The sequence below is a fragment of the Bacillus cereus group sp. BfR-BA-01347 genome (assembly GCF_022663835.1).
Classification (GTDB): Bacteria; Bacillota; Bacilli; order Bacillales; family Bacillaceae_G; genus Bacillus_A; species Bacillus_A thuringiensis_K.
Map to the genome: position 1 here is coordinate 26,906 of NZ_JAKUGG010000004.1, position 20,743 is coordinate 47,648.

Below are 20,743 nucleotides of genomic sequence, written 5' to 3' on the forward strand. Positions count from 1 at the left end.
TATAAACAAAAGATACACCACTTAAAAAGAGGTGTATCTTTCTCAGGTTTTACTATTTCCGATTACTTCTCTTCGTCTTAAACAATCTCACTAAGTTCGAAACAACTGTTTTTGTTACTGCATAAACTGGTACTGCTAAAATCATTCCGATGATTCCAGCAAAGTTACCTACCCCTAAAATTAGGATAATAATTGTTAATGGGTGGATGTTTAATTTTGAGCTCATAATACGTGGTGAAATAATATTACTTTCAAACTGTTGTACAATTGTTACGATAATAATTACGTATAAGGCTTGCATCGGAGATACGAACAGTCCTACAATAACAGCTGGTGCTGCTCCGATAAATGGACCTAAGTTAGGAATGATGTTTGTAAATGCTGCTATAATTCCTAAAACAAAAGCGTACGGTAAATCGATAATTAAATAACCGATAAAAGTAAAAGCACCTACAAATATACAAACGAGCGCTTGCCCTTGAATATATGCAGATAATGTTTCGTTCGTTTCCTTAATGATACGAAGCCCCTCTTCACGGTAAGACTCTGGTAATAAACTTACCGCTTTTCCTGGAAAGGCATGTCCATCTTTAAACATGTAAAATAAAATGAACGGTACAGTAAATACAACTAACGCAACGTTCGTGATAATACCAAATAAAGCCGTTGCACTCGACGTAATTGTATTTGGTATATCTTTTAAGTATTCAATCGCATTTTTTTCAATTGTTTCAATGGAAACGTAGTTTTGTGTAGATAACCATTCAAACAACCTATGATGTGATAATTCTTGTATGTATACTTTTCCCTCTTTTATGTAGCCTGGCATATTTTTTACTAAGTCCATTAGCTGTTGTGAAATCGTAGGAACAACTACTCCAACGCCAACCGCAGTTAATGTTATGATAAAAAGATATAACAGCAATATCGCTAAATTTCTAGGTACTTTTTTATTCTCCAAAAAGATTAATACAGGATTAAATATGAAGTATAAAAAAAGCGCGATTAAGATTGGGAAAAATAATGTTGATATGAAGATACCAATCGGTTGAAATAAAAATGATATTTTTGTGCAAATAAATATGATTCCTACAACCATTAGCACTTCTAATGTCCAAAAGTGCACTTTTGATTTCAAAAAAATGGCCTCCTTTAAACTAGCACTTCTCTTCATTGTACCAAAATAAGTATGAATTTCACATAATATTTTCCTTTACAATATTCCAAAATACCGATAAATACACTACAATGAGATTACATACAAATTTGCAGGTAAAGGTGATAAAAATGACACAATGCATCATTTGCAGAAAAGATACGAAAGAACTTAGTGAACAATATGTCATTCCAGAAATATTATGTGGATATTATTTCACAAACTCAATTTGTGATACTTGCCATGAACAAATGACAACAAATATTGATCGTCCTTTAATTAGGCATAAATTGAGTCAATTTAAGATTGAACAAATGAAAAGACAAATTGATTCCCCACTCTATACGAATGAGCACGGCGAAGAACTTGCGGCTGCTGAGACTGATGTTGTCGAAGTAAGCGACGAAATTCTTTATTCTAATGCATTAATTATGAAACTATGTAAAAAGCACGATATTTCCTTACATAATGAAATTTGGAAAGAGGAACGTGTAACGAAAGTAGCGAGTTCTATTCAACGTGAATTGCTATTAGATAACCGTAAATATAAAATGAGTATATTAAAAATGGCTTATACATTCGCTGTACAAACAGTTGATGGCTACTTTGAAAATCAAGATGCAATTGATATCTCTACCATTCTCTCAAATGCAGATTTCGTGGAACTAAAAGAAAAAAGCATTGTACGTGATTTAAGCAAAAGTTCTTTATGGAATACGCTAAATACAAGTAGTGAAAATCATTACTTTATTTTACTTAGCGATAAAGACGGTCTGTTTTGCTTCATTCGTTTGTTTGACATCTTTGATGTTGTCGTTCATTTATCAGAAAAAAGATTTGACCTTCCATCACCCATTGTCGGTGTAAATAATGTGAATACACAGAAATTTCATGTCCAAAGTTTAAAACAGTATATGGATGGGCTGTTTAAAGAAAAAGCACCTACTATATAACAAGGACCAGAACATACGGTCTCCTTTCTTGATGAAAAGACACTGTGTTATAATGAGTATGAAAAGAACAATACAATCACATAAACCAATTATAAATTGTATATAAATAAAAAAGACTAGTGTGCGGCTACACACTAGTCCACGTAACTTAGCAGATTGGATTGTTCATTTATCCTATTTGTTTCTTACAAACAAAACAACCCACATTCTATAGGCATAGGTGGGTTGTTATTTTTTGAGCTTGTCTATTAAAACGACGACGAACGTTAACAATGCAACGAGAAACAGTCCACCCTGCAGTAGCAACGCTATTTCACTCACGTATTATCACCCCCCTCCTACTCGGAGAAGTGATAATTGAACAACCAACCGCACCTTAAGTTACCCTTTAATTTTACCATATTTTCTAATAATTTACGATGAAAACCCGCAAGCGAATAACTTGCGGATTTTTTATCCCGTATTAACAGGCAATAAACAAAATGAAGCAATAAATAGATGAAACTTTATTTCTGACTATTTTTTTAATGCATATGCATCAGCAATCATTTCACCAACAATTTTATTTTCTTCTTTCTTCTCGTCTTTCAATAATGGGAATAACAATTCTGCCACATCATATGCTTCTTCTAAATGTGGATATCCTGATAAAACAAACGTATCAATTCCTAACGATTCATATTCTTTTATTCTTTCTGCTACTGTATGCGGATTGCCTACAAGTGCAGTACCTGCCCCACCTCTTACAAGTCCGATTCCAGCCCATAAATTAGGGCTTATCTCTAACGACTCTCTCGTACCTTTATTTAAATGTGTCATCCGTTTTTGACCAACCGAATCATATCTTGCAAATGTCTTTTGAGCAAGCTCAATTGTTTCATTATCCACATATTGAATTAAACGTTCGGCCTCTTCCCATGCTTCTTCTTCTGTCTCTCTTACAATTACGTGTAATCTAATGCCAAATCGTACTGTACGCCCCTTCTCTTCTGCAAGTTTTCTTACTTCTTCTATTTTCTCTTTCACTTGCTCTGGCGGCTCTCCCCACGTTAAGTATACATCACTATGTTGAGCTGCTACTTCTTTTCCAGCAGTTGATGATCCCCCGAAATATATTGGAGGATAGGGCGTTTGAACTGGTGGGAAGACAACTTTACTATCTGTAACTTTAATATGTTTTCCTTCTAAAGAGATCGTTTCACCTTGCAATGTCGATTTCCAAACTTTTAAAAATTCATCCGCTGCTTCATATCTTTCATCATGCTCAAGATATAATCCATCTCCTTGTAGTTCAACTGGATCTCCTCCAGCTACTACATTGATAAGTAGTCTCCCATCTGAAATTCTATCAAATGTAGATGCCATCCTCGCTGCAACTGTAGGTGACATTAGTCCTGGTCTCACTGCTACTAAAAATTTTAGTTTTTCTGTTTCAGCAGCAAGAGCTGAAGCTAACACCCAAGGGTCTTCACATCCTTGACCAGTTGGAAGTAAAACACCCGTATATCCTAAATAATCAGCTGCCGCAGCAACTTGCTTATAATAACCATATTCAGCTGCTCTTCCTCGTTTTGTCGTTCCTAAATATCGACCATCTCCATAAGCCGGAATAAACCATAATAATTCCATACCTTTACACACCCCTTATTTATTTTGAATCGTATACTAACACATTCTATATAAATTACCCCTAATAATTTATATGTTAATCCCCTGTCTCACCTTTAAAGTTATCTCGCCATCTTAAAAACTTCACTTCTAGTAAACGTACTAGAGAGTCAGAAAACTTCCCAACAAATGCAAATATAATTATGCCGACAAATACGATATCTGTATTTGAAAATTGCCTTGCATCCATAATCATATAGCCAATACCTTCTGTAGACCCCATAAGTTCTGCTACTACTAAACTCACCCATGTAACACCTAACGATAACCTTGCTCCTAGTAAAAGGTTAGGCAATGCAGCTGGTAAAATTAGTTTCGTGATTAATTTTCTTTTACTAAACTCTAACACTCTCGCAACATCAAATAACTTTGAATCCACACCTCTAATACCTAAAAATGCGTTTACGTATAAAGGAAAAAATGCACCATCTGCAATTAATAACACTTTCGATGTTTCACCAAAACCGAACCATAATACGAAAAGCGGTGCAACAGCTAAATGAGGTATAGTTCTTAACATTTGCACAGATGGATCTAAATATTGCTCACTTCTCGTTGAAAATCCAACAATCGTTCCTAAAATGATTCCTAAGCCTCCGCCAATAAAGAAACCAGCCGCAGCCCTAAATACACTAATACTTAAATGGCCGAATAACTCTCCTGTTTTAATAAGATCTTGGAAAGCTAGAAAAATATCTAATGGTGTTGGTAAAACTGTTTTAGAAACAAGACCGAATACACCAGCTAACTGCCAAATTATTAATATAATAACCGGTATAGTAATCGCCCTTACTAAAACTTTTACATTTAACTTTCGCACCTTCTTGACGCTGTTTTTCTCAATCGTTATACTCGCTGGTTTCATAACAGCTTTCGTATTTTCCACTTTACAAAACCTCTTTTCACTTCGCTTTCAATGCTTTTTCTACGAAAGAATTATTTACAACTTTTTCTGTCTTAATTTCTTTCTTTATAGAACCGAGCTTATATTGAAAATCCGCTGTCTTTTGTTGTTCTGCTATTATTTCCTTCGTTACTGGAACTAAAATTGGTTTGTCGTGATTAAACACTTCTTTTACGATCTTCGCATCTATCTTTTTTACAGAAGTATATACTTTTATTGCTTCATCTAAGTTAGCATCTTGCCATACACGTGCTTTCTCATAAACTTTGAGGAATTTCTCAACTAATTCTGGATGTTCTTTCGCAAATTTTGTTCTCGTAATTAAAAATTCTGGTGAAGAGACATTTAATGTTTCACCGTCTGCAATCACCTTCGCACCTTTATTTAACGTATGTAATGATATGAAAGGGTCCCAAATCGCCCATGCATCTACTGATCCTGATTCGAATGCAGGCTGCGCTTCATCTGGTTGTAATTGAATGACATTTACATCTTTTGAATCAATCCCTTCTTTATCAAGTGCTCGATATAATAAATTAAAAGCACTACTTCCTTTTGCTACTGCAATTTTTTTACCTTTCAACTTTTTTACACTCGCAATCTTGCTATCTTTTCGAACGAGAATTCCAGTTCCTTTTCTCGCATAACTTGTATTGGCGATTTCGGTAAATCCAATACCTGCTGCTTGCGCTGAAATGACTGGGGAATTCCCTACTTCACCAAAGTCTAATCGGTTTGATGCGATTGCTTCAAAATAAGGAGGTCCACTTTGGAACTCTGTCCATTTCACTTTAACTCCTTCTTTTTTAAACTCCTCTTCAAACCACCCCTTTTTCTTTGCTAGTAATAGCGGGCTTAATCCTTGTTGTATGCCAATTTGTATTGTTACATCTTCTTTTTTACTACTTGCTGTACTTTTTTCACATCCTAACAAACATACTGATATAGCTAAAGCAAAAGAAAGAATTTTTAATTTTTTATACATATAAAATCACCCTTTTCCTATATACTTGTTTGAATCAACCCTCCATATTCAAACTGCTGTAATACTTTCGTTCGAAGTTGTTGAAACGATTGAGAAGTTTTATTCCGCGGATAAGGCAAATTATTTTCAATCACTTTATGTATTTTCCCTGGTTTTGCACTCATAATGATGATTCGGTTTGAAAGATATATCGCTTCGTCTATATCATGTGTAACGAATATCATTGTTGTTTTCTTCTGCTCCCAAATATTTAGCAATACTTCTTGTAAATGACTTCGAGTAAAAGCATCCAGCGCTCCAAAAGGTTCATCAAGTAATAATACATTTGGATCTCTTAATAACGCTCTTGCTATCGCAACACGTTGTGACATCCCGCCTGAAATTTCTTTCGGATACGATTTTTCAAAGCCATCTAACCGAACGATTTCAACCCATTCTCTCACCTTATCTTTCACATACTTATCTTTTAACGACAAATCTGCCGCTATATTTTCTTCAACTGTTAACCATGGAAAAAGCCTATGTTCTTGAAAAATAAAACCTTGTTTCTTGCTGGTTTTTAAAATAGGCTCCCCGTCAATAACAACTTCACCTTCAAAATCATTATCTAGACCTGCAACAATTTTTAGTAATGTACTTTTTCCACACCCACTCGGACCAATTACTGTAACAAAATCCCCTTTCTCTAATTGAAAATTAATATTCTCTAGCACTTGAACCGTACCAGTTTGTTTCAAAAAACATTTTGATACCCCATCAATTGAAACAGTCATTTCTTCCCCTCCTTAAAATGATTCATATAAATGAACAGATTCAGTATTTGTGCAATAAAAAAACCAAAGGCATTTTATCTGTTGATAAAATGCCTTTGGTTTCTCCAATCAGCAATACGTTATAGAATTAAGTACATATTATACAAATTTTTCCGATAAGTCAACTAGGTTTTATTAAAACATACATATGATTTGTTTGAACATTTTACTTTTGTTTATTTAAACGATATCGTTTACTTACTATTTTTTATGATCTTTAATCCACTGTAACCAATAAGAAAACTCACACGCTAAATGCATTTGATGGGATTTAATAACTAAGCGACGAAATTTCTACAAAAAAAGAGTAATTTCAAGAAATATGCTACTAACCTTAGATTTATCAAAAAAGTTAGATCGTATAACTTAAGACTACTCATTCCTATTCAAAATATTTATGTAATTTAATTTTATTTCCTCTGCACCCTGGCTGTCTCCAAAACTATTGATGGAAGCTCTTTTTGAATGATTTCTTTTAATCCATAAAGAGCTTTCTTCACATAACCACCTTCGAAATTTCCTAATGGTTCTGGTACTTCATCCTCATCCAATATGAAGTATTCTCCATTTGGAAGTACCATAATATCGATGATTAAATCTTCAAAGGAAACCACTCCATCTTTTATTTGTGTGTTTTTTACGATATTAAAATATGAACCTAAATACTTTCCTTTTATATCTCTCCATACGTATAAATTGTACGGACGATCTTTCCAGTAATATGCGATTGTATAACTCCCTTTTGGGATTGTTAACTTAGTATCATTTGCAGTCATTGTAAATGAATACTGCACCTCGTGAAACAAAACGATACTTTGTGATTGTTTTTCAAGTAATAAGCAATTGTGATCTACTATTGTTGAGTTATACCGGATTTTTCTTTCTATAATTTCAATTTTCGATGTAAGTAACTTATTCATTATTTTGTTTCCCCTTATGCTAGTTCTATCCTCAATTATATCCATTTATGTAGTGATAAAGAAGTATATAGTTTTTTATATAATGATTTATACAAGTACATAATAAAAACTCCTTCTTATTTAGAAAGAGTTTTTCACTATCCATGTTTCATATTTTTTCACTTCTAACGGAAGCTCATTTGTTTTTATGCAACTAACAGCACTATTACTCATGTTTTAACTTTTCCTTAACCGCATCATAAAATTTTCGTTCTTCATCAACATTTAAGTAAACACGACTTACTGTTTTAGAAAAGCCGTATAACAACTGCGCTTTCACTGGCTCTTTTAATGTTATTTCAAAAGTAGCAGGTTCTTTTATGAACTCCATAACAGTTGCATCCAATACCTGTTTCCCTTCTTTTGCCGTTAGCAATTCCCCCTTGTAGAACGCAATACTATCTATTTGTGTAAATGGCATAACGATTTTCTTTCCTAATCCGATTTGAATGATTACTTGTTCTTCTGTTACGACAAGGGGATTTTTGAGCATCGCTTGTATTTCAGCTATAAAATAAATCATCGCGTATACATTTAAAATAAGTAAAATCCATGCTATTACTGAATTCCACTGATGTAGTAAATAATGAAAACCAATGCTTTCAATTACTGTTGCGTGAATAATCATGATATACACACCTATAGCACCAGTCTTTTTATGATATGAGTATACAGATTTACCTGTTGGTACTTTTTCACGCCACGATAAAAACGCATAATAGATTAACTTACACTCTGTTAGAATGACATCTACTAACTTACTTCTTTTCATAGTAGCGTCAAACGCTGCATCAATTGCATAAGAAAAGGAATAATTTTCTCTTCTATATTCTTTATATTTTTTTATTATTTTAGGAAGCACTCTAACAATTTTATAGAGAAGGAATAATTCTATACCTACAAATGCAATTTCAGCCGCAACAATAATATAAGAGATGAATGAAAAAGCTTGTAAATAGTCACTTGGAATAATAAATCTTGCAAAAATATAACCAGCTATTACAACAGGAACTATATACGTTAATGAGTATCTTTTTCGAATAATGAAGAAATACGTGATGATTGGAATGACAAACATGCAATCTAATAATGACCCAAGCACAACTTCTTTCGGCGCAACTGGTACAATTGGAAGGGCATACAATAAATAGTTTGATAGCATAATTAAAGAGACGAGTCCAATCCAAATATCTTTTCGCCTTTGTGATAGTGTAGCCTTCATACGTTCACTCCTTTATTTAAAAACCTCATTTAAATGGTCTTTATAAAATGAAATGGCACGTTCAAATTCTTTTACTTCCTCTACTTTCACGACAGTTTCAAGTAATAATTTCATCGCTGATTCGTGATCGTTTACGTTATATTTTGCTAATGATAAAAATACTTTCATCGGAGCGTTCTCTGGGAATTTTTTCACCCCAGCTTCTAATACTGTAATTGCCTTTTCATATTCCCCTATACAACGATATGTACTTCCTAAACCAATATAAGCACCGCAAAGCGATTCGCCATCAAGTCCATTTGCGATTGCCTGCTCATAATACGGAACTGCTTCTGTTTCTAGCCCCATTACATCATGTATCCACGCACACTGATACAGTACTTCTGCATCCTTTGTAAAGTTTGTTAATCCTATAAGCATCTCTTTAGACTGCACATACTTCTTTTCGTTTCTAAGTTTAATAGCTTGCTTTAATAAATGTTCCATAGAATCCACTCCTCACCAATTATTCTGTGTATAGCTCTTGATTGATATACGCTTCACATTCGTGTAAAAGTAAAATTCCCACCAATTAAAGTTTCGCTTACTTATTACTATGCGGATTCATTCTTATCTAAAAACTTAATTTTAAAAAGCAGTGACACGATTACATAATATCTCTAAGCTTTTGACAATTTCTTTCGCTGTTTCATCTTTCCCATTGCACAACTTCCCTTTACCATTCTGTCCAATTACATAATGCACAGCTCCGCGCGAATATAAAGAATGTGGTGAATTCGCAATCATTACATTCGCCCTTGCTTCTTTCATTCTATTTTTTGCTCTTTCAAACAGTTCTTCTTCACTTAAATCACTTTCAAGTTTAAAACCAACAAGCACTGTTTCTGGGTCCCATTCTTTTATTTGTTTTAATACTTTTGGAGCCTTTTGAAAATGAATAATCGGTGCTATATCACTTGAAATTTTTCCGTTCATATTAAGAACATTACCATCTTGATCACAAATCTTCTCCACAATCCAATCTGATCCAGCCGCTGCCATAATGACTGCATCAACCTTTTCATGTGTGATGATACTTTTCATTTTATCTTGTAAATCAACGATTCCTTCAAACGGATGTAATTCTAACCCTCTATGTACATCACTCGGTTTCTCCGCAAAATAACCGTGTAAATATATAACATGTGCCCCTTTAGCTAGAAGTTCTTCTGCGATTATCCTTCCAATTGTACCTTTGGCCATATTCGTATGCCCGCGTACTTGATCCCATTTTTCTAGACAACCACCGCTCGTAATTAATACCTTTTTCCCCTTCATTGTAACCATCCCTTACTAATTTTTCTTACGAAACCATTCTGTTCCAAAGTCAACTATATCACGCTGTTTCATTAGACGACACGTTGCATTCCCTATCTTCCCATTTTTTACAGTTCCTTTTCGCTCAAACTCCACACCAATTTCTACAAACTTCTCAGATTCGTAATCCATTTCAACAAACTCTTTCCACACTCTTTCACCGTTTTCTATAATAGGTGCTCCTACTTGTATTAACTCACATGCACCAGAACGCACCTCGGATAAATGAACAGACGTATTGGAATCATATCCAACACCAATTAATAATACGTACCCGTCTAAATCATATATTTTTCTTAATGGAGATTCTTCTCCAAAGCTCATTGATAACGAATGGTTCATTGTTATTTCTACTGCATGTTTTCCCCATGCAGCAAAACTTCCTAACGGATGATTACTACGTACTACATTCGGATATGTACGAAAACATTCAACTATTTCACCCATTCCCCTTGTTGGGGTTATACGTGAATCAAATGCTGGGACGTTATCTCGGATAATTTGCCACCAGTCTTCCGGTACAGGTGGTCTTGACCAATGTTTCGGATCGGACAAATCCGAAGATTGCGTTGGCATTATTATCGTTCCTTCTTCCGTAACAACTTTCATTAATGCTTCTACTACAGCAACCGCACCACCAGATATCCACCCGATAGAACTTAGTGATGAATGAACGATAATTGTCATTCCTTTTTCGACTCCTAATGCTTTTAAATCTTTTGTTATTGTTTCGATTGTATTTGGAAATTGTGTACTTGCAACTATTTCATTCATTTTCATATTGGTTCCCCCACTAGCTACGTAAATTTAAACTTTTATATAAATATATTATCATATTTTTCTTAATTTTTAACTTAATCATTTTTCATATCTATAAAAAATGGTAATATTATTACACAAAAATATTTAAATTATAATATTAAGATTTAAATTAAAAAAGAAAGTGAAGATTTTACATCCAACCATAAAAAGCTGTTTTATACATAGACGAAAGAGCTCATCACAAATGATGAGCTCTTTGTTTACTTTATCCTTCAATTGTAACCCCAGTAAACATTGATAAGTTTCCCGTTTTTTTCTCACCTACACGTAAAAATAAGCCTGCTGCTCTTCCGCTTATACAGTGAGAGCCAATTAATAGTTTACCAGTATATGGACCATCCCATGTGTCAATGGTATAGTCAGGCATTTCTATGTATTGCTGGTATATCTTCCTTTGTTCAAAGTAATACTCTGTTTTATCTTCAGCTAATAATTCATCATTTTCGTATATAGATACTCCGCCACCTTCACGACCAAATACAGGTTTTGAAACGTATGATTCATGTCTTTCTAGAAATCGCTTATTTGAAAAATATGTTGGTAGAAAGTATTTATAAATAATGTCTTGCTCTTCTTCTGTAAAGAAAACACTTTCTTCATAAAACTTCCAAATTAGTGCGAGTACACTTTTGTTTTGCATAACAAACGCGGCTGGCGGATTAATAATTTTCACTCTTTCTTGCGCAATATGATCTAAAAATTGCAAACCAATCCTTTTCCCATTCTTATCAACGTCCGTTACTAAATACTCTATTGGATACAGTCTATATAAATATTTTATTTTTTCTCCACTTGGCGTATATATACCATCTTCCGCAACGACAATGTCTTGTATTCCTACATAGTCCGTTGACTGATTTAAGCAATACGTTCTTAAAAACTGGACCGTTTGTCTATCTTCATCGTGCCAATCATAACTAGTAAAATATATCGTCTCTTCAGGGCCTATATGATAGTCATGTTTAATTTGTTCCCATGCTTGCACAATATGCTCTTCTATATGGTTTGGGTGATTTACATCATGATAACGGCATAACACTTCATTTGCGACAGACGGTTCTAAATAGCCTGTTGGCGTATCACAATTTACTTCTATTAATTTTATATCGTCACCATTTACGATAAAATCAAACCTTGTAAAATATGAAAATAAACCATTATGTTTCATTCTCGCCATTTCCCACGCTTCAGCTGGAAATCCAAGTTTTTGAAAATCTTCTGTCGTATTTACAATATATTGATACGTTCTATATAACACATACATGATTTCTTCTGTCGCTTTTGAGATAGCAGTATAAGTTTTTGCTGGCATGCGATACATCCCTGTTGCCATATATTGATTCCATTCTTCATTCTCTAACAGACTAGGCCAAGTGAAACCATTCCTACTAGCCTCTTCTGCAAGTGAAAACCATACTTTCATATACTCTTCTTGCTCTCGTTGTGTATACATTACTCCATTACCCTTTCGTTTTAGGATCCTGCTGGCGCTTTTGCGTTTCCAATTCCACTTGAACCAGAGTTTACTTTCGGTGTTTGCGTAGTAGATGATTTTGGCGTATTTGTATCTGGTGTTACTTTATTGGATGGATTTGGCTGCTGTTTATTTAAATCCACTTTATTGGAAGAATTATTGTTACCGTTAGAACCACCAGAATAACCACCGCTACTACCGCCACCTGTTCTACGCTCATCTTTTTCACGATATGGAATAACATTATTTGCATATGGTTTCTTCATTAAATTTGGTTTTGCTGTATAATTCATATTTGAAGTTCTACTCGCTAATAAATATCCTGCTACAAATGGAAGTATCGGTAAATGAGAGTTTTCATGATAAGATGAAAATGACGGATTATTTTCCTTGCATAACTCATCTGTCTCTATATTTTCATTGGTTGGGGCTTTATCATCACAATTTAATGTTTCTTGTTCATTTCTTTGTTTTGCACCATCTGTTTTAACAGCTGTACTTTCTTGCTGAGCAGTTTCTTCTTCATAATCACCACAACCTGTTAATAAAAAAGATGACATCCCTATTGAAGTAGCTATTTTTATAAACTTACTTTTCTCCATTCTCACGTGTTATACACCTATCTTCTTTTATCTATATTTTTCCAGATACCTATATTATATAATGAAATTATTATTTTTTTCAAACTATATTCAATATGTACAATTATATATTTTCATGCTATTTTTCCATGTAACAATGAAATCTTTCTATCCCTGGATATTTTTCTCCTAAACTTTTAACTTGAAAACCAATTCTTTTATAAAATTCTACCGCCCCATCGTCTGTCTCCGCTTCTATATAAGTCAATTGGTATACTCTTACAATCTCTTTAATCATTTGCAGTGCAATTCCTTTTTGACGATAATCTGGAGCCACTGCTATATGACATATTCTTGCTTTAGTTTCTCCGATTATTTCAATACCTAGACAAGCTTTTTCTTCATATTTGTACAAAGTCCCTTTATTACTTTGATAAAATATTACTGCCTTCTTTAAGCTTATTTCATTTGGACCGACAGCATATTGTAGCACATTTAATATTGAATCTTTTTCAATTTGTTCAACGCGCTGTATATTCATACTTTCATCCCTTTCTATGAAAAAAGACTAGCTCTTAATAAAAAGAGCTAATCTCATTACGCCGTTATTTTTTCTTCTTTTTTTACAACGACAGCCACATAACTATGAAGTATCATTCCAATAATAACGAGACTCATACCAATCCAAGATAATGATGACGGAATTGGTGCAGATAACCAGATCAGCTCTCCTACTAGCGCAAATAAAACTTCACCAGACTGCGTCGCTTCCACTGTTGCTAATTTTTGCGGATCATCTTTTACAAGATCTGTCGCAAAGAAAAATAATACTGTCGCGATTAACCCAGAGCTAACTGCTACAATAAAACATTGAAAAACTTGGCTACTTGACGGTAATCCGCCAGTTGATACTTCGTAACCAGATAATAAAAACCAAAATGGTAAACTTGCTAATGTCATACCGAGTACTCGCTGAAATACATCTAATTCCCCTTTACAAACTTGCATCATTTTTCTATTTCCAAGAGGATACGCAAATGCTGCAATAACTACAGGAACTACACATAAAATGGTTTCACGAATACCTAATGAAGAAGCATGTTCTACTTGCATGAGAACAACACCGAATAAAATAATGCCCGACATAACTAATTCCTTCATCGGAAGTTTTTTATGTAGTGGATCCACCGCAAAAAATGGTGTTAACAAAATCCCTGCAACGATTGTAATTTGCCATGTTGATGCAACGAGCCAACCTGGTCCGAACGCTCCAGCAAAACTAAGCGGTGCATAAAAGAGACCAAATCCAACGATACTCCAAACTAACCATTCTTTCGGATTGTTTTTCATATATTGAAAGAGTTGCTTTAAGTTCCCTCTATACATAACAATAAGTAATAGCATTGGAACCATAAAATAATACCGTAATGATGCACTCCAAATCCAGCTTCCACCTTCTAAGTCCATTGCCCTGTTTAAAACAAAAGTAAAGGCAAAGAAAAATGATGCCAGTATCCCTATAACAATTGCTTTCATTGTAAAACCCCTTGTATTTAATTTTTAATCTCTATGACATATATTTTAGTATACGCGATGAAAAATCTACATACAAACTTACATTTCATTTTGGGATAATGAAGGAATTGTGGTAGATTTACATGGGAATAAAGTGCATTGGTATGAAATCGAGGTCATTACATACCAAAATTTTCAAGGGGCAAAATCTACTTTAATCTCGACCCACTATACTCACCATGAAAATATACGCATCCGCTATAAAAGATGGCTACCAACTATTGCACATTCAATTTACTGGTTTTCTATTGAGAAACCAGTAAATTGAATGATAGCTTGGGAAGAAAAGCGAACGAATAAAAACAAACGCCTCCTTTAATTATTATTTAGAGGCGTTCGTTCATTCAAAAATTAAAGAATATGTAGTTTATATTCTCTGTATAATTTCCTCAATCGACTTATATGAGCTTGATGATACCGATTATGATCTGCTATATGCCATATTCCCCATCTTATTGTCGCAGTTTCCCCTTTTTCATACAAAACTTTCTCTCTTAAAAGAACAACACCATATGTTCATCATCACTATACACACCATTCATTTTTATAGCCCTTTTTTCAATTCCGTACGTTTTAAATCCCATTGATTCATATAATCGTTTTGCTGGTTCGTTCGTTGACACAACCCCTAAATTGAATTGCTCTAGCTTCATCTCTTTTGCCCTTTCAATTGCTTTACGTATTAAATCACGTGCAAGACCACTTCTTCGATTTTCAGTATCTACATACATCGCAACGATATGTCCTTTATGCTTATATGCGTCCTTTTCTTCTGTTAATAAAGTAACAACCCCAACTAAACGATTTTCATTATTAAAAGCACCAAATGTAAAACTACTGTTGGATGAAAGATTACTAGCAACACGTTCAAGAGGTTTTTCTTGACGTACTGCTTCTTCATAAGTCGTTACAAATGCTTCTGGATTTACTTGTAATGCTTGTAAACGTAACTCCCAATATTGTTTTGCATCCGCTTTTGTAAGTAATCGAATCATTTTATCTTCCCCTTTTTAATTTACATAATATTTTTATAGGCTACTTTTTTTGATTCATACTCTTCTTTTAATATACTGTAACGATTGCGATGAATGAACTTCCCCTGTCTCAATCGATCATTTCTCATTAACCCTTCGCATACAAATCCGGCATTTTCATAACTCTTTTTAGCTTGTGTATTATCTTCATCTACACGTAACCAAATTTTCTCCAATTCAAACTGGGAAAAACCTATTTGTAACATGCTGTTTAGAGCTGCCATTCCAAATCCTTTACCCCAATAGTCTTTATTTCCAATCGCAATTCCTAGTTCTGCATTTTTATTTGTTTTATCAAAATTTTTAAGGTCTACCCATCCAATATGTATACCTGTCTCAGTAACGATTGCCCTTTGTTCATAACCATTTTTTCGGCTTATACAAGCTTCAATCCAGTTTCTCGTATCTCCACGAGTGAACGGAGGATATTGATCTGGTACAACTAAATGCTTTGTTACATTTCTATCTAATGACCATTGATAGCGATCTTCTACATCATCTATTGTCAATTCTCTTAATTGAACATATGGTACATTCATTGTTCTCTCCCCTTTTTATTTACCAATAGAAAATCCTTCGAACACTCTTCCACCATACTGCTCTAACGTCTTTTCTATAAAATGAATTAATTCATTTTTCTCTCCCGTTTTATAAAAATAATCAAAAGCCGCTACAAATTTGTTTGCATATTGCTCATCATATCTTCTTAGCACTCTAATAAACCATTTTGAACTCCCAAGCCACATACCATTTACTCTTAATACATATTCATGTACTAAATCCGCTAATAAATTAGCGATAAACAATTCTTCTTCTCTTTTCGTTGCACCAATAAAGTCATCTAAAGTATCCGTAATAAAATATCGCTTCTGCTTAATCGTTTCTTCGGTCCATTTAGCTGGTCCTTTATGTAGTAAATCATTCGCTTCTGTTTTTAATTTCTCAACAATTTCCTGTTCCCCTTTTAATGCAATCCCTTCTGAAACTAATTGTGGTAACGACGGTCTCCCTCGATCACAATCCATTTTGAAAAAAGTTTTATATGTTTCAAAATTATGAACAAACACCTCAACAGGCCATCCATTACTATAGAAAGATTCTCTATAACAAGAAGTTAAACTGTGGTCAACTATTACAATATCAAGGTCAGATGTTTTCGTCGCTTCTCCTCGTGCAACGCTTCCGCCGAGTAAAGCTACATCACAATTCGGAAATTGTGATGTAATTATGTTTTGTGCTGCTTCGATTGGTTTCATAACCGCTCCTCTTTTCTTATTCCACTTTCTTTTTTTTAGCTCTTTCTCTCGCTTTTTTTATATAGCTTTCTGCATCTGGTGTTTTACATGATGTTGCACCGTGATCAACCTCTACTTTTCCAATTTCACTTGCAATTTCAATCGCTTGTCGCTCTAAGTCTTCATTACGAATTCCTATTGCGATTAAAGCACTATTCATCGCTTCTTTTTTTCTATTTTTTTCATTATGTATATTTTCTTTAATCTCTTCTAAGTACGAAGAGAAGAAATCATCATGTAACGTTTTATTTTTAATCGCTATATTTGCTAATAAAGACCAGCCAGCTCTTCCAATCCATTCATCATTAGACTTTGTCCACTCTTCCATTCTTTCTATTGCAATTGGCGAAGTACATATAGATGTCATAAGAACATCCATTAAACAGTAATAATCAACATCCTGAACCCAACTATTAAGCTGCTCTGTCGTTATTTTCTTCGGGTCTAAAATATAAGTTGCTAATGTCATCGCGTCCATATTTTTCGTTTCCCACAATTCAACTGCTAAATCGTGATCTTTTTTTATCATCTTTTTTAACAATTTTAAATTTGCAAAACTAACTCCAAATAACGGCTCTTTCGCTCCGTGGTTTTTATACGTTTTTCGATTTTGTTCTGTTCCATATCCTTCTAGTTGCTGCATTACTTCCTCAAGTAACATATACCCACCTCTTTATCTTTTATGTTGACTCTATATATGTATGTACGATATATTCTACATTACTTTTTGGTTTACCTATATTTATTTTTAAAATACGGTATGTGAAATTTCTAAACATTGCACAACTACACTATCAAAAAACTGTATATTTAACATGTACAGTTTTTTGATGGTAACAATTTTCCGTAGAATAAGATATAAACTACGAAAGAATTTTTAATGAGAGGTGTATTTCCAACATGTTTAGAAAACTCTTTAAAATGGTTTACTATCATACTTTTATACCTCCTTCATAAATTATGTGTATTACATTTGTTCTTAGCCAAAATCTTTCTACATTTTAATAACTCTCTCAATAAGATTTTCTTATATAGAAATCCCTACAAACGCTGTAGGGATTTTTGTATAAATCATTTTGTTACACTCTTTTTCATATGATAATAGTTTCTTTATTCAGATGCATTCATAAGCACAATTCTCCAACCATCTGGATCCTCTATTGTGGTTCCTTTCTCTATCCAATACGGGTTTTCTGGTTCCACCTCATGATAGCCCATATTACTTAATCGATTTACTATCTTTTCAATTTCATCTTTATTAGGAATATAAAAAACTAGTAAATTATCTTTTGTCGGTGCTGGACATGGACTTCCATTAACATGTGTAGTAAACTCCAAATGATACTCTTCATCTGGTAATCCAAACATAACCCCGTCATATCCTTCGTGATTGTGAAATTCTCCTATACGTTTTAGTCCTAATCCTGTTTCATAAAAACTTATCACTTCTTCAAATTTATCTGTTGGTCTTGCAATTCTAAATTGAACCCAATTCTTCATGCAAATCTCCTCCTTTTCATTTTCCAAAGCTTTATAGTAATTAGTATAGGTTACATATATTTCCTTTAACATCCCTCATTAGTGTGAGCTTCCTAAGTTGAAAGACCTATTAGTTAATAAACAATAGGTCTTTCGTATAAAATTCATATAAAACTAGTTATATAAATGTAGAGATGAAATATAAGCTATTACGTATGAAATAATTCTCCTTGCAGAGCCTTTATATACCGATCAGCAAATCTTTGTACAGCTTCATTCGCATCTTCCACCACACCATGAAATGCATTATATAGTCGGCTAAATACAAATATTCGAATCAATAATTAGAACGAAAATGAAGTGATACGAAAGTATGATTAGCCTTCTTTCGGTTTTAAGACTTTAGTCTCATTCCTATAAATTTTTTATTTCCTACTTCCAAGGTAATAGTTTTTAATTTTATTAAAACTTTCTAATATATTTAACACTTTAATCGTTAAAAGAAAGCACAAATCTTCATAAAATAAACGAATCAATTAATTTTTTGTCACAACTTTAACACAACCATACCTACTATTACACATCAGGAGGGTATTAGGTTTAAATTAAGGAGAGAGATAATTATGCTGTATGAAGTATTTGATACGGAAGGCAGTAACAATATAAAGTTTGTTGATAAAACTAACAGGTGAATTTAATATGATAATTGAAGAGTTTGTAAAGAAAGATTAATATTGATTTCAAGCTTCATTTTAGGGGAAATAAACATTACAAACTATATGAATTAATAAGTAGCATTAAAGCAAAATTTATATCCACGAAATATTTAAATTCATATACAATTTTATACAACCACTTTTTATAAAACAAGAAAAGTGGTTGTATGTGTTAGAAAGTATTCTTTTTTACAAAATCACGCTACATATTTCATTAAACTACAACTACTCGTTTTCTTTTTTCTTCTTTTGTTCCTCAGAAGGTTCTTCTGTTGGGTCTGGTTCTTGTTCATCCTTTTTGTTTAATTCATTATTTTTTTCTTTAGCAGGATCTTGTTTGTCATTTTTTTCCTCCTGCCTTTGTTCAGAAGGTTCCTCCGTTGGATCTGGCTCCTTTTCGTCTTTTGGAGCTGGATTACAACCAATTAATAATCCTACTGTAAATATGCTTGTCATAAATATTGAAAACATTTTTTTATAATTCAATTAAAACACCTCCTAAAATTAATATCCCTTATATTGTTTCCAATTAATAATTCAATTTATCCAATTATTTGTGACATTTCTTTAAAAATGACATTCCTTTAAAATCTTGCATACATTTGGCTAAACTTTTTTACACTTGTAAAAAAGTTTCTTTGCATTTCCCTACCTATAATTGCTAATATAGTAGAGTAGAACTTTTATAGAGAGAAGGAAAATTATGCACAATGGAATTCGAATGACAACTTTAGTAAAAAGGGCTATGTTAGTGTGTGCGGGGGTATTATTCACATACGAAGCGGCTTTTGGATCAGTACATACCGCTCTAGCTAGTACAGAGGATGAAGCAAAATCTGTTCAACTTGTAAGTGAGATTCAAACATCTCTTGCTCCGAAAGAAGCGCCAAAACATTATAACGGGCAAGTTAGAAAAGTCGCTTATTTAACATTTGATGACGGTCCTGGAAAATACACAGCTGAGCTTTTAGATATGTTAAAGAAAGAAAATGCAAAAGCAACATTCTTCCTAATTGGTTCAAACGTAAAAGCTTTCCCTGATCTTGTAAAACGCGAAGATGCTGAAGGCCACTACGTTGGGATGCACAGTATGACTCATAACTACAAGAAACTCTACACTGAAGGTCATTACGTAGATGAAATGAAGGAAGACCAAGGCTTAATCGCTGGTGTTTTAGGTAAATCACCAGTATTAACTCGTCCATCTTACGGCTCTATGCCAGGATTAAACGAAGCTCTTCGCAACAAAGTTGTAGAAAATGGCTTAAAAGTTTGGGATTGGACAATTGATTCTTTAGACTGGAAATATAACAAAATGCAAGTTGATGCTGCATCTGCTAAAATTGTAGAAAACGTGTTACATGGTGCTACAAATCCAACAGAAGTTATCCTTATGCATGATATTCATCCACAATCAGTAAAAGCAGTTCCTGGAATTATTAAAGGACTGAAAGAAAAAGGATATGAATTAGAAGCATATAATGAGAACGAACACTTCCCATTAAACTTCTGGCATGATAATCGTATGTAATGAAAAGACTTGATTTCCTCTAGTAGGTTATCAAGTCTTTTTTATCGTTTTTAGAATTTCCTTATAGAGAAAACCTATACACGCTTGCACCATATCAATATTATACGTCCCTTCCCTTTTATCAAATAAATTTAACTTTGAAATATCACATGCTATCTTTAACCTAGTTTAAATAAGTCGATATTATATGATCGTATTTATAGTACAAACTGAAGAAGCTT

General features: G+C 33.5%; 23 protein-coding genes and 2 pseudogenes. 2 read left to right on the forward strand and 23 right to left on the reverse strand.

Annotated features, from left to right (window positions below):
- Nucleotides 1-52 precede the first annotated feature (52 nt).
- Nucleotides 53-1,138, reverse strand: a complete 1,086-nt coding sequence (locus MR143_RS08340) for an AI-2E family transporter (protein ID WP_000837892.1) — start codon at nt 1,136-1,138, stop codon at nt 53-55.
- 149 nt (nt 1,139-1,287) lie between these two features.
- Here MR143_RS08340 and MR143_RS08345 point away from each other — a divergent pair, with 149 nt between their 5' ends.
- The gene (locus MR143_RS08345; RefSeq protein WP_000189712.1) at nt 1,288-2,109 is read left to right on the forward strand and encodes an HNH endonuclease; all 822 of its coding nucleotides are present in this window, start codon (nt 1,288-1,290) and stop codon (nt 2,107-2,109) included.
- 228 nt (nt 2,110-2,337) lie between these two features.
- Here the strand turns inward: MR143_RS08345 and MR143_RS08350 are convergent, their stop codons facing one another.
- The 22 genes and pseudogenes from MR143_RS08350 to MR143_RS08450 form a co-directional block, all read right to left on the reverse strand.
- Nucleotides 2,338-2,430 (reverse strand): putative holin-like toxin, encoded by a 93-nt coding sequence (locus MR143_RS08350; protein ID WP_001289320.1) that lies wholly within the window; start codon nt 2,428-2,430, stop codon nt 2,338-2,340.
- A gap of 195 nt (nt 2,431-2,625) precedes the next feature.
- A complete protein-coding gene (ssuD, locus tag MR143_RS08355) occupies nt 2,626-3,738 on the reverse strand; it encodes an FMNH2-dependent alkanesulfonate monooxygenase (RefSeq protein ID WP_000422250.1) in 1,113 nt (370 codons plus the stop codon).
- Nucleotides 3,739-3,814: 76 nt separating this feature from the next.
- Nucleotides 3,815-4,663 carry an ABC transporter permease gene (locus tag MR143_RS08360; protein ID WP_199717571.1) on the reverse strand — a complete coding sequence of 283 codons (849 nt, stop codon included), beginning with the start codon at nt 4,661-4,663 and terminating at the stop codon, nt 3,815-3,817.
- A gap of 16 nt (nt 4,664-4,679) precedes the next feature.
- Entirely contained in the window at nt 4,680-5,666 is a 987-nt protein-coding gene (locus tag MR143_RS08365) for an aliphatic sulfonate ABC transporter substrate-binding protein (protein ID WP_000277091.1), read from the reverse strand.
- Between the two features lie 17 nt (nt 5,667-5,683).
- Nucleotides 5,684-6,439 (reverse strand): ABC transporter ATP-binding protein, encoded by a 756-nt coding sequence (locus MR143_RS08370; protein ID WP_000218573.1) that lies wholly within the window; start codon nt 6,437-6,439, stop codon nt 5,684-5,686.
- Nucleotides 6,440-6,888: 449 nt separating this feature from the next.
- Nucleotides 6,889-7,398: a ribonuclease FAU-1 family protein gene (locus tag MR143_RS08375; protein WP_001037881.1), complete on the reverse strand. Its 510-nt coding sequence runs from the start codon at nt 7,396-7,398 to the stop codon at nt 6,889-6,891.
- Nucleotides 7,399-7,603: 205 nt separating this feature from the next.
- Nucleotides 7,604-8,659 (reverse strand): hypothetical protein, encoded by a 1,056-nt coding sequence (locus MR143_RS08380; RefSeq protein ID WP_000648427.1) that lies wholly within the window; start codon nt 8,657-8,659, stop codon nt 7,604-7,606.
- A gap of 12 nt (nt 8,660-8,671) precedes the next feature.
- On the reverse strand, nt 8,672-9,145 hold the full coding sequence (locus MR143_RS08385) for a tetratricopeptide repeat protein (RefSeq protein WP_000400646.1): 474 nt from the start codon (nt 9,143-9,145) through the stop codon (nt 8,672-8,674).
- Nucleotides 9,146-9,286: 141 nt separating this feature from the next.
- Nucleotides 9,287-9,976, reverse strand: a complete 690-nt coding sequence (locus MR143_RS08390; protein WP_000676728.1) for a phosphopantothenoylcysteine decarboxylase domain-containing protein — start codon at nt 9,974-9,976, stop codon at nt 9,287-9,289.
- Between the two features lie 15 nt (nt 9,977-9,991).
- The gene (locus tag MR143_RS08395) at nt 9,992-10,795 is read right to left on the reverse strand and encodes an AAC(3) family N-acetyltransferase (RefSeq protein WP_000783346.1); all 804 of its coding nucleotides are present in this window, start codon (nt 10,793-10,795) and stop codon (nt 9,992-9,994) included.
- 247 nt (nt 10,796-11,042) lie between these two features.
- On the reverse strand, nt 11,043-12,290 hold the full coding sequence (locus MR143_RS08400) for a glutathionylspermidine synthase family protein (protein ID WP_242280702.1): 1,248 nt from the start codon (nt 12,288-12,290) through the stop codon (nt 11,043-11,045).
- A gap of 20 nt (nt 12,291-12,310) precedes the next feature.
- Complete coding sequence (locus MR143_RS08405; protein ID WP_001242220.1) at nt 12,311-12,919, reverse strand: hypothetical protein; 609 nt, start codon at nt 12,917-12,919, stop codon at nt 12,311-12,313.
- 112 nt (nt 12,920-13,031) lie between these two features.
- Nucleotides 13,032-13,433, reverse strand: coding sequence for a GNAT family N-acetyltransferase (locus tag MR143_RS08410; protein ID WP_001025789.1), 402 nt, complete (start codon nt 13,431-13,433; stop codon nt 13,032-13,034).
- 56 nt (nt 13,434-13,489) lie between these two features.
- Nucleotides 13,490-14,428 (reverse strand): DMT family transporter, encoded by a 939-nt coding sequence (locus MR143_RS08415; protein WP_000644589.1) that lies wholly within the window; start codon nt 14,426-14,428, stop codon nt 13,490-13,492.
- Nucleotides 14,429-14,818: 390 nt separating this feature from the next.
- Nucleotides 14,819-14,965: pseudogene (locus MR143_RS08420) on the reverse strand (DinB family protein); the annotation flags it as partial.
- Complete coding sequence (locus MR143_RS08425; protein ID WP_000620319.1) at nt 14,962-15,462, reverse strand: GNAT family N-acetyltransferase; 501 nt, start codon at nt 15,460-15,462, stop codon at nt 14,962-14,964. The pseudogene MR143_RS08420 and the gene MR143_RS08425, both read right to left, overlap by 4 nt.
- Before the next feature lie 20 nt (nt 15,463-15,482).
- Nucleotides 15,483-16,040 (reverse strand): GNAT family N-acetyltransferase, encoded by a 558-nt coding sequence (locus MR143_RS08430; RefSeq protein ID WP_001102489.1) that lies wholly within the window; start codon nt 16,038-16,040, stop codon nt 15,483-15,485.
- Nucleotides 16,041-16,055: 15 nt separating this feature from the next.
- On the reverse strand, nt 16,056-16,757 hold the full coding sequence (locus MR143_RS08435; RefSeq protein ID WP_000802427.1) for a nucleotidyltransferase domain-containing protein: 702 nt from the start codon (nt 16,755-16,757) through the stop codon (nt 16,056-16,058).
- 16 nt (nt 16,758-16,773) lie between these two features.
- Nucleotides 16,774-17,457 (reverse strand): DNA alkylation repair protein, encoded by a 684-nt coding sequence (locus tag MR143_RS08440; RefSeq protein WP_000923464.1) that lies wholly within the window; start codon nt 17,455-17,457, stop codon nt 16,774-16,776.
- Nucleotides 17,458-17,906: 449 nt separating this feature from the next.
- Nucleotides 17,907-18,296 (reverse strand): VOC family protein, encoded by a 390-nt coding sequence (locus MR143_RS08445; RefSeq protein ID WP_000800666.1) that lies wholly within the window; start codon nt 18,294-18,296, stop codon nt 17,907-17,909.
- Between the two features lie 188 nt (nt 18,297-18,484).
- A pseudogene (locus MR143_RS33405) lies at nt 18,485-18,598 on the reverse strand (hypothetical protein); the annotation flags it as partial.
- A 618-nt stretch (nt 18,599-19,216) separates the two neighbouring features.
- Nucleotides 19,217-19,477 (reverse strand): hypothetical protein, encoded by a 261-nt coding sequence (locus MR143_RS08450; protein WP_001106981.1) that lies wholly within the window; start codon nt 19,475-19,477, stop codon nt 19,217-19,219.
- 217 nt (nt 19,478-19,694) lie between these two features.
- Between MR143_RS08450 and MR143_RS08455 the strand changes: the two genes are divergently transcribed.
- Nucleotides 19,695-20,522 (forward strand): peptidoglycan-N-acetylglucosamine deacetylase, encoded by an 828-nt coding sequence (locus MR143_RS08455; RefSeq protein WP_000551445.1) that lies wholly within the window; start codon nt 19,695-19,697, stop codon nt 20,520-20,522.
- The last annotated feature ends 221 nt before the right edge of the window (nt 20,523-20,743 follow it).